Origin of the sequence: Dietzia sp. UCD-THP, from assembly GCF_000349585.1 — a bacterium.
GTDB classification, from domain to species: domain Bacteria; phylum Actinomycetota; class Actinomycetes; order Mycobacteriales; family Mycobacteriaceae; genus Dietzia; species Dietzia natronolimnaea_A.
This window is the reverse complement of sequence record NZ_KB714652.1, coordinates 1-15665: the sequence shown is the minus strand read 5'-3', so window position 1 is coordinate 15665 and position 15665 is coordinate 1. Positions and strand designations below refer to the sequence as shown.

The 15665-nt window shown below is 71.6% G+C and carries 15 protein-coding genes; 6 read left to right on the top strand and 9 right to left on the bottom strand.

The genetic code is table 11. From position 1 onward, the window contains the following. The first annotated feature begins 46 nt into the window (after positions 1-46). Positions 47-976, top strand: a complete 930-nt coding sequence (locus tag H483_RS31345) for a patatin-like phospholipase family protein (RefSeq protein WP_017837277.1) — start codon at positions 47-49, stop codon at positions 974-976. A gap of 18 nt (positions 977-994) precedes the next feature. On the opposite strand, the gene H483_RS31340 is transcribed toward H483_RS31345, so the two are convergent. After that, positions 995-2251, bottom strand: coding sequence for a glutaminase (locus H483_RS31340; RefSeq protein WP_017837276.1), 1257 nt, complete (start codon positions 2249-2251; stop codon positions 995-997). A gap of 173 nt (positions 2252-2424) precedes the next feature. Between H483_RS31340 and H483_RS31335 the strand changes: the two genes are divergently transcribed. Beyond that, the gene (locus H483_RS31335; protein ID WP_031264949.1) at positions 2425-3024 is read left to right on the top strand and encodes a fasciclin domain-containing protein; all 600 of its coding nucleotides are present in this window, start codon (positions 2425-2427) and stop codon (positions 3022-3024) included. A gap of 159 nt (positions 3025-3183) precedes the next feature. Here H483_RS31335 and H483_RS31330 read toward each other — a convergent pair whose 3' ends face one another. After that, a complete protein-coding gene (locus H483_RS31330) occupies positions 3184-4644 on the bottom strand; it encodes an FAD-dependent oxidoreductase (RefSeq protein ID WP_017837274.1) in 1461 nt (486 codons plus the stop codon). Between the two features lie 79 nt (positions 4645-4723). Then, positions 4724-6205 (bottom strand): PLP-dependent aminotransferase family protein, encoded by a 1482-nt coding sequence (locus H483_RS31325; protein WP_017837273.1) that lies wholly within the window; start codon positions 6203-6205, stop codon positions 4724-4726. 96 nt (positions 6206-6301) lie between these two features. On the opposite strand from H483_RS31325, the gene H483_RS31320 reads away from it, so the two are divergent. Beyond that, complete coding sequence (locus H483_RS31320) at positions 6302-7567, top strand: pyridoxal phosphate-dependent aminotransferase (RefSeq protein ID WP_017837272.1); 1266 nt, start codon at positions 6302-6304, stop codon at positions 7565-7567. 189 nt (positions 7568-7756) lie between these two features. On the opposite strand, the gene H483_RS31315 is transcribed toward H483_RS31320, so the two are convergent. From H483_RS31315 to H483_RS31300, 4 genes are all read right to left on the bottom strand, one after another. Then, entirely contained in the window at positions 7757-8944 is a 1188-nt protein-coding gene (locus H483_RS31315; RefSeq protein ID WP_017837271.1) for an alpha/beta hydrolase family protein, read from the bottom strand. A 76-nt stretch (positions 8945-9020) separates the two neighbouring features. After that, on the bottom strand, positions 9021-9542 hold the full coding sequence (locus H483_RS31310; RefSeq protein ID WP_042329901.1) for a glutathione peroxidase: 522 nt from the start codon (positions 9540-9542) through the stop codon (positions 9021-9023). A 67-nt stretch (positions 9543-9609) separates the two neighbouring features. Then, on the bottom strand, positions 9610-10974 hold the full coding sequence (locus tag H483_RS31305; RefSeq protein WP_017837269.1) for an MFS transporter: 1365 nt from the start codon (positions 10972-10974) through the stop codon (positions 9610-9612). A gap of 162 nt (positions 10975-11136) precedes the next feature. After that, positions 11137-11478: a transglycosylase family protein gene (locus H483_RS31300; protein ID WP_017837268.1), complete on the bottom strand. Its 342-nt coding sequence runs from the start codon at positions 11476-11478 to the stop codon at positions 11137-11139. 293 nt (positions 11479-11771) lie between these two features. On the opposite strand from H483_RS31300, the gene H483_RS31295 reads away from it, so the two are divergent. Further along, positions 11772-12653, top strand: coding sequence for an alpha/beta fold hydrolase (locus H483_RS31295; RefSeq protein WP_017837267.1), 882 nt, complete (start codon positions 11772-11774; stop codon positions 12651-12653). A 19-nt stretch (positions 12654-12672) separates the two neighbouring features. Here H483_RS31295 and H483_RS31290 read toward each other — a convergent pair whose 3' ends face one another. Beyond that, positions 12673-13137 (bottom strand): SRPBCC domain-containing protein, encoded by a 465-nt coding sequence (locus tag H483_RS31290; protein ID WP_017837266.1) that lies wholly within the window; start codon positions 13135-13137, stop codon positions 12673-12675. Between the two features lie 96 nt (positions 13138-13233). Between H483_RS31290 and H483_RS31285 the strand changes: the two genes are divergently transcribed. Next, positions 13234-14115: a TspO/MBR family protein gene (locus H483_RS31285; protein WP_017837265.1), complete on the top strand. Its 882-nt coding sequence runs from the start codon at positions 13234-13236 to the stop codon at positions 14113-14115. Here the strand turns inward: H483_RS31285 and H483_RS31280 are convergent. Next, positions 14085-14894, bottom strand: coding sequence for a hypothetical protein (locus tag H483_RS31280; RefSeq protein WP_152427981.1), 810 nt, complete (start codon positions 14892-14894; stop codon positions 14085-14087). The two genes, H483_RS31285 and H483_RS31280, sit on opposite strands and share 31 nt — an antisense overlap. Before the next feature lie 116 nt (positions 14895-15010). On the opposite strand from H483_RS31280, the gene H483_RS38220 reads away from it, so the two are divergent. Beyond that, positions 15011-15538, top strand: a complete 528-nt coding sequence (locus H483_RS38220) for a DMT family transporter (RefSeq protein WP_017837263.1) — start codon at positions 15011-15013, stop codon at positions 15536-15538. The last annotated feature ends 127 nt before the right edge of the window (positions 15539-15665 follow it).

Below are 15665 nucleotides of genomic sequence, written 5' to 3'. Positions count from 1 at the left end.
GCCGGATCCCCTGGCCCCGTCGCCCTCTCACCTCAGGAGGCCTCGAATGACCCGAACCGCCCTCGTCCTCGGCTGCGGTGGCACCATCGGGGGCGCCTGGGCGATCGCGGCCATGCACGCCCTCGCCGAGCAGACCGGATTCGACCCCCGCGACGCGGACGTCCTGCTGGGCACCTCGGCGGGGGCCGAGTTGGTGACCATGGTGGGCGGCGGCGTCGGGGTCGACGAGCTGGTGGACATGCAGCGCGGACGGGCCCAGGACCCCAGGCTCCGCGAGCACATCGCGTCCACCCCGCCGGGCAGGCCGCCTCTGCCCCGGCCGCCCCTGCTCAATCCCGGACTGCTGCGCACGCACTCCGGTCTGGCCGCCTACGCCGGGATCGCCCCCAGCGGTCGCGGCGACCTGGGATGGCTGCAGCGGTTGGCCGAGGGGTTCGAGGTGGGTCCCTGGTTGCCTCACCCCGCCGCCCGGATGGTCGCCTACGACATCCGCGCCGGTGAGCGGGTCGTGTTCGGCGCACCGGGTTCGCCGATCGCGACCGTCGGCGAGGCGCTGCGGGCGTCCTGGTCGACCCCCGGGTGGATGACCCCGGTCCCCATCGGCAACCGCATCTTCGTCGACGGCGGAATGGGGTCGACCGCCTCCGTGGATCTGCTCGCGCCCGAGGACGCGGACCTCATCTACGTCATCGCTCCTATGGCCTCGACGCCCGGCGTCCGCGTGCCCGGGCCCGGCGGTCGGCTCGAGCACCGCCTGATCAGACGACCGATGTCCGCGCAACTTGCCGCCGAGATCGCGGTCGTCCGCGCCCGGGGCACCACGGTCGTCCCGATCCTCCCGACGGCCGCGGACCTCGCGGGGCTGGGCGCCCACTTCATGAGCAGAACCCGCCGTGTGGCGGCGTTCGAGTACTCGATGAAGACCGCGCCGGACACCGTCCGCTTGGCGTTGTCCGAGGCCGGCGTGGGCGCGTGACGCCGACCCGACCCCTGGTCAGCGGGTCGCCCGCCGCGTGATCGGCCGGGACCCGTCACCGAGGTCCGGTTCGGGAAGTCGGCGGCCGGGATCCGCGAGACCCACGGGGTGCCCGTCCGACGCCAGCCGTCGCATGGATTCGAGGAGCATGCGTCGCGCGGTCGCGTTGACCGAGGAGACCCGGCTCAGGTCGAGGGTCACCTCGCCGTCACCCGGCGGGATCTCCGCGAGTCGACGCAGCACCTGTTCGGCGCTCGCGAAAGTCATGGGCCCCTGGAGGCGGAATGTGCGTCTGCCGGTGACCTCGTCGAACCGCACCGAGCGGACGGCCTCCACCTCGGTGACCGTGGTGTTCATGAGGTGCAGTTCCAGATCGCGGGAGAGCCGCTCGAAGGTCCGCACCCCCTCGACGCTGTGGCCGTGTTCGTCGAGCCGAGGGGAGAACACCCCCAGGCCCACCTGGCCGGGCAGTGCGCCGAAGATGCCGCCCGACACCCCGCTCTTCGCGGGGATCCCGACGGTGGACATCCAGTCGCCGGCCGCGTCGTACATCCCGCACGTCGTCATCACCGCCAGCACCTGTCGGGCCACCGGCGCCGAGATCACGCGCTCATGGGTGACGGGGTTGACCCCGCCGTTCGCCAGGGTCACCGCCATCACCGCCAGGTCGCGGACGGTCACCCGGTACGCGCACTGGCGGGTGTACCCGCGGACCGCCGCGTCGGGGTCGTCGTCGATGATCCCTCCCGCCCGGACCAGATTGGCCATCGCCCGGTTCCGGAACGCCGTGCGTAGCTCGGACGTCATGACGGCCGCGTCGACCTCCAGGCGCCGGCCGGCGAACGCGGACAAACCCGCGGCCAGTGCCTCGTCGCGCTCGTCCTCGTCAGCGCCGACCGGACCGACCAGGGTGTGGGTGGTGATGGCGCCGATATTGATCATGGGGTTCCGGGGTCTGCCGCTGGTCCTCTCCAGTGAGATCTGGTTGAACGCGTCCCCGGACGGCTCCACGGCCACCTTCTCCAGGACCGCCTCGATCCCGCGGTCACGCAGGGCCAACGCGTAGGCGAACGGCTTGCTCATCGACTGGATGGTGAACTCGGCGTCCGCGTCACCGGCGGTATAGACCACGCCGTCCATGGTGCAGGCGGACACGGCGAACCGATCCGGGTCCACGGCCGCAAGTTCGGGGATGTAGTCCGCGAGGTGTCCACCCGCGCCCGTGGAACACAGGTCGCGGATCTCTTGTAGGTAGTCAGGTACCGGCGTCTTCACGGCCTCAGGGTGTCATGCCGGCCGACCTCGCGCGCCGTGGCGGGCAATCCCGACGCTCCGATCGAGCAACGCGGAGGTTAACGGCACTACAACGATTGTGTCTCACCGGTTTCGTCCGTCGATCGCGTCCCCCCACACTGAGATCACCCCCGACCAACGACGAAAGGTTGCTCATGAAGCGGACGATCGCAGTAACGGGAGCTATCGGGCTCGCAGTGTTCATGGGAGCGTGTGGCACGGACGATACGAACGGCGATGCCACCGCCACCGACGAGACCACCATGACCACGGAGATGACCACCGAGGAGACGACGGAGGAGATGACGGAGGAGCCGGCCGCGACCGGCAACATCGTCGAGACCGCGATGGCCGCGGGCGACTTCACCACCCTCACCCAGGCGCTCGAGGCCGCGGGCCTCGTGGAGACCCTCGAGGGGCCGGGCCCCTTCACGGTGTTCGCGCCCACCGACGAGGCGTTCGCGGCGCTTCCCGAGGGACAGCTCGAGGAGCTCCTCGCCGATCCCACCGGTGACCTGGCCCAGATCCTGCAGTTCCACGTGATCGAGGGCGACGTCATGGCCGAGGATGTGATGGGAATGGACGGCGAGATGGTCCAGACCCTGCAGGGCACCGAGTTCATGGTCGAGGTGGAGGGCGAGACCGTCGCCCTGGTGGACGGCGCGGGCAACCGCATCACCGTCGTCCAGACCGACATCCCGGCCACCAACGGCGTCATCCACGCCATCGACGGGGTCATGATGCCCCCGGCCTGACCCGCACCACGGGGCCGTTCGACACGGCGGCCCACAGGTCAGAGAAACACGGTCACGCCCCGCTCGGCCCGTCACGGGTCGGGCGGGGCGTTCCCTCTCCCACGGACCCTGACCATAGGCCCGTCGGAGAACCGGACGGCCGTCCAGTTCGGCCCCCGGTCAGGTCGTGTCGTAGCGCGTGAGATCCCGCGTCGCCGGACCCTCGAGCAGTTCGCCGCACGCCGAGAACCGCGAACCGTGCCAGGGGCAGTCCCACGACCGCTCGGCCTCGTTCCAACTCAGCGCCGCGCCCATGTGCGGGCACAGGAGGCCGACCCTGCAGGTCTCGCCGTCATCCGCTGTCGCCTCACCGATCGGTCGCACGGTCGGCCGGGGAGGACGTACGGCCGCCTGCACGGCGGTGGCCGCGAGTTGAATAGGAAGATCGGCGTACAGCGAGACGGAGGTGCGCAGCACACCGGTGAGCGAGGGCTTGCCAAAGGAGACGCGCGGCTCCCGCCCGCTGAGCCGGTCCACCATGATGCCCGCCGCCGCGGGCGCCCCCGTCAGCCCCCATTTGCTGTACCCACCCGCGAAGTGCACACGCCCCTTGCCCCACGGCATCGGGCCGGACTTGGGGAGCAGCGTGACCGGGTGGAAATCCTGCGCGGACCAGCCGTGGGTGAACTCGGCGGAGGGGAAGTGCTTCGCCGCGTACTCGCGCAGCGAGTCGATCTTCGACTCGGTTCCCGCAGCCGTGCCGGTGCGGTGTCCGTTGCCACCGACGAGCAGGACCTCACGGTCGCCCACGGGTACTGTCCGCAGCGAGCGGACCGGGCTCTCGACCGACCCGTACATCCCCTCCTCCAGACCGCCGGGGTACTCGAACGCGCATAGGTAGGACCGTTCGGCCTCCATCGAGGCCACGGTGGGCCCGCGGTCCAGGGCCGGTGACGCGGTGGCCAACACGACGTCGCGCGCGGAGCACGTCCCGCCGTCACTGCGCACCTGGACGCGGGCGTCCCCGTCGTGGCCACGCACGTCCAGCCCCGTGACTCGGGAGTGTTCGATGATCCGGACGCCGAGCGCCGACGTGGCACGGACCAGCGCAGCGAGAGCCTCGACGGGATCGAGTTGCATCTGATCGGGCAGCTCCACGGCGGACCGGGCGGGGAACGGGACGTCGATCCGGTCGTACCACCGCGCGGGCAGACCCAGTGCGTCGAGCGTGCGCTTCTCCGCACGCAGGGTGTTCGTCCCCTTGACGCCGCGCGAGAAGGTGACCGCGCGCGGCCGCTGTACGTCCACCCCGTGGGACCCACAGAACTCCGCCCACCAGTCCAGGCCGTACTGGTTGGCCTCCGCGTACGCGCGGGCGGTCTCGAGACCGTGGTGCGAACGGATGGTCGACAGTCGCGTCCCCTGCAGGACCGAGACCTTGGCCGTGGTCGAGCCACTGGCCCCCGCGCCCACGGTGTGGGCCTCGAGCACCACCACCGAGCTGCCCCGTGCGGCCGCGATCAGCGCGGTGATCAGGCCGGTGAAACCCGCCCCCACCACCACGATGTCCACGTGCTCACCCTCGGGGAACTCCGCCTCCGGGGGATCGATCGTCGTGCGTCGCCAGAATGATGTGCCCATCGTGCGTCTCCTCTGAGCTCGGTACGAACCTCGCGCGGCAACTGTAAGGCCGCGCACCGTGGCTCGCACCCGCTCGGGATCACCGCCCGATCACTGTGCGCAGGGTCGCGGCGAACTCCTCCGCGTCGCGCGCGACGAGTCGCGAGTAGCTCAGGACGAGGCCGGCGGTCGGGTTCCGCGCGGACTGCCCGCTCAGCGCCCGCGTACGCCAGCCGGCCCGCTCGAGCTGGCGCACCACCTCGTCGTCGTCATGGCCGGGCAGCAACACACAGAGATGCAACCCTGCCTCGACTCCTGTGACACGGAGCTCAGGGCACTCCCGAGACAGGGCGGAGACGAGGCGGTGGCGCCGGTCGCCGTACACCCGCGCCGCTCGCGCCAGGTGGCGGTCCATCGCTCCGGAGGCGATGAACGCGCCCAGCGCCTCCGCGGACAGCGTCGAGGGGCCGCGCCTGTGCACGACGAGCCAACGGTCAACCTCGCGACGCAGCGCGGTCGGCGGGAGACACCACGCCACCCGCAGGTCGGGGGCCACCGACTTGGACGACGTGCCCACGTACGCCACGTGCTGCGCCGCGGCGGGGAGCGTGGCGAGTGCGGGCAGAGGGGCCACGCCGTAGCGGAACTCGCCGTCGTAGTCGTCCTCGATCACCAGCGACCCGGTGCGGTGCGCCCAGTCGACCAGGGCCACGCGCCGGTTCACACTCATCCGGTGCCCCAGCGGGAAGTGGTGGGCGGGGGTCGTGAAGACGATCCCGCGGCCCGGACCCAACCGCGCCGCGTCCAGACCACCGGGCTCGACCGGGTGGAACCGCGCCTCGAGGCCCTGTTCGCGGGCCATGAGCAGGGCGCCCCGGTACCCGGGGTCCTCCATGTGGAACGGCACCGGGCCGTGGGCCGCGACGAACGCCGAACACAGGGCGGCGATCGCCGAGCGGGAGCTGTCGAACAGCACCGGGTCCGCCGCCGCGATGCCGCGGTGTCGGCGCAGGTGCCCGGCCAGTGCGGACCGGAGCGTGGGGCTCGGCTCCTCCCACGGATTGAGGCCCGCCAGCCCCTGCGCGGCCGCCGCCCGCACCGCGGAGCGCCAGGCCCGCTCGTCCACCAGCGCGACGTCCGGGATCCCGGGACGCAGATCGCGCGGCGACCTGCCCCGACGGGGCTCGGGGACGGGAGACGACGGCGACGGCGACGGCGACGGCGACGGCGACGGGGAGGATCGTGACGACGGGGCGTGTGACGACGAGTACGACGACGACGAGGTGTCGCCCCTTCCCCGTGTCCGCGCCCCGGCTCGCGCCGCCTGGCCCGCCCCGTCGGCGACCCGGGTCCCCGAGCCCTGGACGGAGTCGACGAACCCGGCGGCCGAGAGCTCGTCGAAGGCCCGGACCACGGTGCCGCGGGAGAGCCCGGTCTGCTCGGCGAGCGCGCGCGTGGAGGGCAGCCTGTCGCCGTCGACCAGGGAACCGTCGGAGATCAGGTCGATGATCGCGTCCACCAGATCCTCAGCGCCCGAGACCTCACCCAGGACCACCGATCCGGGACGGGCGGTGCGGGCCATGCTCCCCATCCTAGGCGTGCGAGGCCGCAAAGTGGTCTCTCGAATGTGCGGGAAGTGGACCTTCTCGCCTGTCCACTTGTCCGATGGGATGACCCCATGCAGATCTACCGCCAGTCCCGACGCCTCCGCGACGTGCGCTACGACGTGCGCGGCCCCCTGCTCACCGAAGCCGAGCGTCTCGAATCCCAGGGCCACGACGTACTGCGGCTCAATCTGGGGAACATGTACCCGTTCGGTCTCGAGGCGCGGCCCGAGATCGTGGAGGCGGTGAGTCGCGACCTCGGCAGCGGCCAGGCCTACTCGGACTCGCGCGGGATCCCGGAGGCCCGGGCGGCGGTGGCCGACCACTACCGGCGCTGCGGGGTGGCCGGGATCCGCGCCGAGGACGTGTTCCTGGGCAACGGGGTGAGCGAACTCATCACGCTGGTCCTGCAGGCGTTGATCGACCCGGGCGACGAGATCCTGGTCCCGGCGCCGGACTACCCCACCTGGACCGGCGCGGTGAACCTCACCGGCGGTGTGCCCGTGCACTACCTGGCCGACGAGTCCGACGGCTGGAACCCGTCGCTCGCGGACATCGAGTCGAAGGTCACCGCGCGGACCACGGCGCTCGTGCTGATCAACCCCAACAACCCGACCGGGGCCGTCTACAGCGCGGAGACAGTCCGGGGGATGGCCGACATCGCCCGCCGGCACGGGCTCGTCCTGCTCAGCGATGAGATCTACGAGAAGCTGCTCTTCGGCGGGGCCCGCCACCACCACGCGGCGCTCGCCGCCGGGGACGACGTCCTCTGCCTGACCTTCGGCGGGTTGTCCAAGGCGTACCGGGTGTGCGGATACCGGGCTGGATGGGTGGCCGCGACCGGGCCCCTCGAGCGGGCGCAGGACCTGCTCGAAGGACTCACCCTGCTGGCCAACATGCGGGTGTGCCCCAACGTCCCGGGTCAGTACGCGATCCCGGTCGCGCTGGCGGAGGACTCACCGTGGGGCGGTGACGTGATCGACCCCGACGGCCGGATCGAGCGCCAACTCGCGCTGGCGACCGAGCGCCTCAACGCCATTCCCGGCGTGAGCTGCGTGGCCCCCCGCGGCGCGCTCTACTGCTTTCCCCGGCTGGACACCGAGCGGTTCGGCATCCGGAGCGACGAGGACCTGGTGCTGGACCTACTGCGCTCCGAGCACGTGCTGGTGACCCACGGCACCGGCTTCAACTGGCCGGAGCCCGATCACTTCCGGATCGTGTGCCTACCCGACGCCGCGGTGCTCGAGAGCGCGATCGGCAGGATCGCCGGGTACCTCGAGCGGCGTGCCGGCCTCCACCGGCAGCCCGGCACTCCGGCGCGGACCCCGCATCCCGCGTGAGCCCGGCCCGGGCCCCGGGGCTCGGGCGCGACCGCGAGCGGGCCCGGGCCCGGGCCCGCGCCAACGAAAAGAGCGTTCCGCACACATCGCCCGAGAAGGGGGTGCGCGGAACGGTCTTATCGATGATGGGAGCGAGCGCGACGGCGCTAGGGCGAGCAAGGGGCGATCGCGAGGGCGCTGGGGCGGGGGTCAGTCCTCGAGAGCGGGCTTGATGTGATCCCACCCGGCGCCGAAGTTCTTGAGGAAGTTCGGCCAGTTGTGGAAGCCGGTGTCGGAGTAGTCGACCCGGTAGTCGACTCCGGCGCGGTCCAGCGCCTTCTCGAACGCCTTCGACCCCTCCAGCACGCCCATCTCGAGCACCTGGCCGACGATCATGCTCAGGGCGTCCGCACCACCGCGGTAGTGCTCGAGGTCGGCGGGGCCGGCGACGTTGCTCCCGGAGGAGAAGTACACCGCGGTGTTCCTCCGATCCCCGGCATGGGAGACGGTGCCATGCCGCTTCCACTGCTCGCTGCGGTGCGGGCCCCACATGTTCTCGACGTCACCGCCGCGGGTCTCGATCGTGCCGCGGACGGACTGGTATCCGAGCGCGTCCATGGTCGAGTAGTACCCGCTGAACGACATGACGCCCCGGTAGATCTCGGGATAGGTGGCCGCGAGGTGCATGGCCGCCTGACCACCCATGGAGGCACCGCCGACGGCGCTCTTGCCGTTGGTCTCCAGCCCCTTCGTCGCGAGCCCCTGCTCGACGATGCCCGGAAGCTCCCGGGTGAGGAAGGTCTCCCACTTGTTGTAGCCGAGCACGGGGTCGGCGCGGTCCCAGTCGGCGTAGTACGAGGCGTACGCGCCGGTCGGGATGACCACGTGGACGTTGTCCTCGCGCACGCGGTCGTGAATCCGCGCGTGATGGTTCCAGCCGGAGTTGTATTCGAGGGCGTCGACGCCGTCGAGCATGTAGAGCACGGGTGCCGGGCCTTCGTCGGTGATGCGCGAGGGCACGACCTCCAGGATGACCTCGCGCTTCATCGCCGCGGACGTGACCAGCCAGTACTCGTACTCGTCGGACGTGCGCTCGACCCCGATGAACTCGGATGTGGTGATGTTCTCGTCCACCGGGCGGGGCGCGTTCGGCAGCGGGTTGGCGGAGCCCTCACCGTCCAGCGGGAAGTCCGCAGAACCGACGGAGCCGATGAACCCGGTGGCCGACCCGAGCGGAACCGAACCGGCCGCCCCCATGATGGCCCCGAGGCTCTCGGAACCCAGCGTCGAGGGATCGATGCTGGCGGTCTGGGCAAGAGCAGGCGTGGCCGACCCGAGGGCCAGGGCGAGGACGAGAGCGCCGGCGGTGGCGGCGAAGCGGGGGATCCGGGAAGACATGCAGCTCCAAAGTTCCCAGTGACGACTCAGGAACCATAGCTGCCACCACCTCTCTGCCGGAATGGGCCAGCGGAGTTCACTCCCCCCGCAGCGCCTTCTCGACCGCGTCCCGTAGGTCCTCCGGCTTGCGGGTGGGACCGAACCTGTCGATCACTTTTCCGTCGCGGCCCACGAGGAATTTGGTGAAGTTCCACTTGATACGCCCACCGAGCAGCCCGGATTTCTCTGACTTGAGCCAGTCGTAGAGTGGGTGGGCTCCCGACCCGTTGACCTCGATCTTGGAGAACACCGGGAACTCCACGCCGAAGTTGCGCTCGCAGAAGGACCCGATCTCCTCATCAGAGCCCGGCTCCTGGTGCGCGAACTGGTCACACGGGAAGCCGAGTACCACGAAACCCTGGTCGCGGTACTCGTCGTACAACTCCTGGAGTCCCTTGTACTGCGGGGTGAAACCGCATTTGCTGGCCGTGTTGACCACCAGGACGACCTGTCCGGCGTAGTCCGCCAGGTCCTTCTCGCTCCCGTCGAGCAGATCAGCCCGAAAATCCGTGAGAGAGGTGTTGTCAGCGGGCACGGCGCGGCTCCTCGTCGTCGTCATGACGGGCGGGGGACACCCGCCGTCCGTCCCCGAGGCTTCCACACCCTCGCCCGCCCCGCACCTGGCTTCACCTCGCCCCGGATGCCCCGGACGCCCCGGACGGACCTGACACCTCGGGCATCCGCAACCCGGACACCGCCCCGATCACTCCGAGCACCGCGAGGAAGACCAGCGCCCACTCGACCCCTGCCAGAGCCAGAGCGGAGGTGATGCCGCCGATCACGAGCAGTATGACCCCCATGGCTGAATTGGAGACCGCGACGTAGGTCGTCCGCAGGTCTCCCTCCGCCACGTCCACGACGTAGGTCTTGCGGCCCACCCGCACCCCGGAGTGCAGGAGGGTGAGCAGGAAGTAACCGCCTACGAAGAACGCGGTACCCGGGCCGGACGAGCCGTCGACACCGAACAGTGGGACGGCGGCCACGAAGCCGAGCGTCACCACTGACGCGGCGGCAGCGGCCCCCGCCATAAGCCGGCGGCTGGACCGGTCGGCGACCCGGCCGAAGATCCGCCCCCCGATGAGCGAGGCGACACCGGAGGCCAGGATGAAGCCGCCGAGTCCGGCGAGCGCCCCGGTGCCCGCCGCCACGGACATGGACACGATGAACGGCGGGCTCAGCGAGGACACGAGGACCAGGCCTCGCACCGTGACGAACCGCCGGAACGTCCGGTCCTCACGGAACAGGCGGGCGGCCTCGGCGAACCAGGATCCGCCGCCCTCGCCCACCGGGTCGTCGGAGGTCCCGGCGGCCGACTCCCCCGCCGGCTCGGTGACGCGCGCGTAGACCAGGGCCGACAGCACCCACAGCGCGGCTCCACCGGCGAGGAGCAGGGCGAGGGCGCCGGCGCTCAGGTCGTCACCTCCGAGCGCGCGGATCGCCAACCCCAGGGTCACGGCCACGATCCCGGCCGCCGACGTCGCGAGACCGATGATCTGCCCTCGTTCCCCGGAGGGGATGGTGCGGCCCTGGACATCCTTGGACGCGATCGAGCACAGGCACCGCCCGAGGGAGAACACCACGAGCGCGGCCAGGATCCCCACCCCGGCGGCCGTGCCGCGGCCGAGTGCCGCGATCCCGGCCATCACCGCCACCGCGGCGGCCTGCACCGCGGCACCGGTGACGAAGACCCACTTGCGGTGGGTGACCCGCAGCACGAGTGGGGTGAGCAGCACCTGAGGCAGCATCGACCCCGACTCCCTGATGGGCACCAGCAGACCGACCAGCGCCGCGGGCACCCCGAGGACGTGGAACAGCCACGGCAGCACCGTGGAGGCATTGACCGCCTGATCTCCCGAGGACTGCAGTGTGTTGGCCGCCACCAGCCGCAGGCCGTTGCGGGGGATGTCGCGTTCAACCCGCTCCGGAAGATCGCCCCCGCCGGAGTGCTCGCGGGTGACGAGGGCGGAGTAGACGGTCTCGGCAGCGGTCACGGTCTGGAGAGCCTAATCGCCGCCCGCCGTAGCTCCCGGGGTACCCGGGATCGAGCGCTCCCCCATCGACAAGAGCGTCCCGCACACATCGGCCGAGAGACGGTGTGCGGAACGCTCTTATCGATGGCGCTGCGGCTGCAATGCCGCCGATGGCGCTGCGGCTCAGGCCAGCGGGCCACCACAGGTGGGCCAGGCGCCCGGCCCCTGTCCGGCGAGCACGCGCTCGCCGATGTCGATCTGCTGCTCGCGGGTGGCCTGGTCGGCGGTCGGGGTGTACTCGCCGCCACCGAAGCCGGTCCACGTCTGGGCGGCGAACTGCAGACCGCCGAAGTATCCGTTGCCGGTGTTGATGTGCCAGTCGCCGCCGGACTCACACTGGGCCACCTGGTCCCAGGCGCTCGCGGGCGCGGCGGAGGCGGCGGGGGCCGCCAGCGAGGCTCCACCCGCGGCGATACCGCCTGCGAGCATCGCGCCGGTCAGGGTTCGGACGAGCTTCCTCTGCATCTCTCGTGACCTCCTGAGGTCTCGTGTCGTGCATCGGGTGTCCAGCATCGGCCGTCGACCATCGACGGGGACGGCGGACGACCCTACGAGCGGGGTACGGGGGCGACGCAACCCCCGCGCGGCGAAAACGGGTGATCCGGGCGGGCTCGGGCGGCGGGAGTCGGGACCCTCACGGGCATCAGCGCTGCTCACAGGGTCGGTTCGGTGCGGCACCGCGACCGCCGGGCTCTGCAGTGAGATGGCTCACCTCGCCGTCGTCCCGCGTCGCGCTCCCGACCCATAGGCTCGGCGGCATGTCCGATCACATGATCCGCGTCGACGGGCGGCGCATCGCCGTGCACGAGTGCGGCGACCCCGCCGGGCAGCCGGTGATCCACTTCCACGGCACCCCGGGCTCGCGTCTCGAGATGGACTTCGGCTCGGACCTCGCCGAACGGGCGGGCGTACGGGTGATCGGCGTCGATCGCCCCGGTTACGGCCTGTCCGACCCCGGGCCGATCAGCCCGGGCGGGGTCGCGCGGGACGTCCTGGCGGTCGCCGACGAGCTGGGGGTGGCGCGGTTCGCCGTCTCGGCCTGGTCGGGTGGAGGGGCGTTCGCGCTGGCCACCGCCGCCGCAGCGCCCGATCGCGTCATGCGGGTGGGAATCGCCGGCGGCCTGGCCCCGTTCGATCGAATGCCCGGGGCGCGCGAGGCGCTGACCGCGGGAGATCTCGAGGCGCTCTCCCACTTACCGGGGGACCCCGCCCGCGCGGCCGAGCTGTTCCGGTCCGGCAACTCCGGGATCCTCGACGCGATGCTCTCGGTCAGGGACGACGAGACCGCGCCGTGGGTCGACTGGATGTGGGCGGACAGCGACGCGGCGGTGATCGCCGACCCCGCGGCCCGGCGGGCCCTGTTCGTGAACTTCCGCGAGGCGCTCCGGCAGGGCACCGGGGCGATCGCGTGGGACAACGTGGCCTTCGTCGGCCCGTGGGGCTTCCGGGTCGAGGACGTCCGCGCGCCCGTGCACCTCTGGTACGGCGACGACGACGAGATGGCCCCACCGGCCAACGGGCGGTGGCTGGCCGAGCACCTGGGCGCGGCCGACCTCACGATCTACGCGGGTGAGGGCCACCTGCTGCCGCTGGCCCACTGGGGCGAGATGCTGCGGGCGCTGACCACCTGCGGGAGCTGACCACCCCGGGGCGAACGGCTCAGCCGGCGACCGCGGCGGCGAGGTTGGACAGCGAGTCCTCGAGCTGCTGCTCGGACACCAGCGGGAAGGACACCTTCTTGAGGATCTCCTTGTCGGTGACCTTGCCCCAGTCGTAGGTCAGGCGGACCAGCGTCGACTCGGGCCCGCGGCTCTCGAGCTCCCAGACCCACTCCCAGCCGGGGGGCTCGGTGCCGGCGGGCGCGGTCTGCCACGCCAGGATCTTGTCCTTGCCGTAGCCGGTGACGTGGTTCTCGGTGCGGTACTCGCCACCCATGTGCTCACCCTCCATGTCCATGGAGAACACGTCGCCCACCTGCTGGATCCGGTCGGACTTGTAGTCCCCGCGGACGAAGCCCGAGCCGTCCAGCCTGGCGTGGTTCTCCGGGTTGGTGAGGATGTCGAAGATCTCGGCCGCCGAGTGGTCGATCACGCGCTCGACGGTGACGCTCGTAGATGTGGTCATGTCTCCCACCTTGCACGTCGGCGCCGTCCCGTGCATCCGGTCGCCGCGACCCGCGCCGGGTCGCCACCCCGGTGTGCTGCCGCTACGGTCGTCACCATGGACCAGTCGACACCGCCCCGGACCGAGGCGTCCCCGTCCGAGCCGACCCCGACCGGGGCCCACGCGACCCGGGGCACGGGGTGGGCCATGCCCGTCATCACGCTCCTCGGGGTGGCGGCCGCCATCGTGGCCGCGTTCGTCGGCAGCGGCGCCCTCGGCGGCACCCCGGTGGCCGAGGCCGCGGGCGGGGCGCTGTCCGCGGACGCCACGCCGGTGGCTCCCGCGGGCTCCGCGTTCGGCATCTGGAGCGTCATCTACCTGGGTCTGGTCGCCTACGCACTCTGGCAGCTGACGGCCACCGCGCGCCGGTCGGCCCGGCATCGGGCGCTGCGCCCGTGGGCGCTGGCCTCCGTCCTGCTCAACGCCGCCTGGATCTGGACCGTGCAGCTCGACCAGATCGCGGCCTCGGTGCTGGTGATCGCGGTCCTGCTCGGCGTGCTGGTCCGCATCATGTACCTCCTCGGCGCACCGCGGACCGGCGGCGTGGTGGAGCTGGTGGTCACCGACGGCACGTTCGGCCTCTACCTGGGCTGGGTGTCGGTGGCCACGCTCGCCAACACCTTCGCGTGGCTCGCGGCCGAGGGCGTCGACCCGGTGACCGGGGTCCCGCTCGGGCTCGTCGGCATCGTCGCCGCGGCGGGGATCGGGGTGGCCACGGCCGTGCTCAGCCGCGGCCGGGTGGCCCCGGCCCTGGCGACCGCGTGGGGACTGGCGTGGGTCGCCGTGGGGCGCACCAAGGGTCGGTTCGAGTCCGGGGCGCTGGTCTGGACCGCCGCCGTGGCCTCAGCCGTGGTGCTGGTGGTGGCCGTCGTCAACTGGCTCCGGGTCCGCCGGGCGACGCCGCCCCGTCAGGACGCCAACCTCCCCGGCAGGTCCTGAGGCGGGTCGTGCCGGGCGCGCACCTCGTCGACGATCCGGTCGCCGAGGATCTCCATCGGAGACCTGCCGTCGGGTCCGGGTTCGGAGTACTGCGCGGTATACGCGCGGTCCTCGTACCTGAGCAGCGCCGCGCGGGCCTCGTCCAGTCGGCGACCGAACACCATGGGCCACTCGGCCGGGTGCTGCAGCACGTGCAGTCGCATGGCGAGCTGGGTGCGGGACTCCGGGAGGTCCTCGAGCACCCCGCGGTACACCTGATCCGGGGTCAGCGGGGAGTCACGGACCGCCGCCCGGAGGAGGCTGTCCCTCTCGATGCCGCTCAGCGGGTCGCCGGGAACGGAGACCCAGAACGTCCGGTCCGGAACCGGGCCCACGCGCCTGCCCGCCACCCCCTGGCCGCCCGGGTCGCCGGTGCCCGGCAGCCACCGGTCGCGGGGACGCAACGGGTCCGAGAGCAGGCCGACGGCGAGCACCCGGTCCAGTTGCTCGGGGTGGGCGTCCAGCCAGTCGTGGATCACGCGGCACCCGCAGCAACAGCCCAGGAGGACTATCCCGTCGGACGTGTGGAGACCCACGAGCCGGGCCAGGTCCGCCACACCGGCGGCCGAGGCGGCGTCCCAGCTCCGCGGACGGTGGAGGCGGGTCTGTTCGGGCTCCGGCCACCGCACCCGGACCGCGGCGCGGGCGCCGAGGCGGACGGTGAGGTCGTCGACGAAGGCGTCCATCACCCCGGAGGACCGGCGATACGCCCCCTCGCCGTCGGCGATGAGAATCCTCATGATGGCCACCCCTCTGGCGGTCCGCGATCCAGGGGGTCGGCCTGGCGCGGGACATGCCTGTCCGCTGAACGTAGGACAGCTATGTAGCCATGTCAATAAGTTTTCATTGATAACTCGTGTTGGCGACCAACGCCCTTCCCGGCCCCGTTCACTTCACGAGTCGGCACTCGCTCGCCCTCGGACTCGGCGCGGTCGCGCTCTGCGTGGGCGTCGCGGTCCTCACCACCGGCATCGCGATCGAGCCGACGGCCCGGTTGGCGGGTTCGCTCGCGTGGCTGGTGGTCCCGGCCGGGCTCGGGGGTTACGGGGCGTACATCCTCGCCCTGCGCACCCTCGGCGCCACGCGCACGAGCATGCTGCTCTACCTCACCCCTCCGGTATCGGCGATCTGGGCGTGGGCGATGCTCGGGGACCGTATCGGGGCACCACAGGTCATCGCGATGGGGCTGGGGATCGTGGCGGTCCTGCTCACGGCGAATTCCGGCAGCGGCGGGCGGCCGGTCGCCGACTCCCCGGCCAGCCCCGGCGTCGTCCCGGACACCCCTGGCGTGGTCCCGGGCGGGGATACTCCGCGGCCGGACCGGCCACGACCTCCAGCGCACTCACATGCCGGCGGCGGGGCGGCCCCCGGACGTCTGCCCTAGGTGTATTGACCACGCAGGTTGTGTCACCCGTCGGCATGGCGAGATGAAATGAGGAAGACCTCCGTGTGAGGTGTGGAAGCGACCAAGCACCCACATCCACAACGGAGGTCTTCGTGTCCCACGCTAA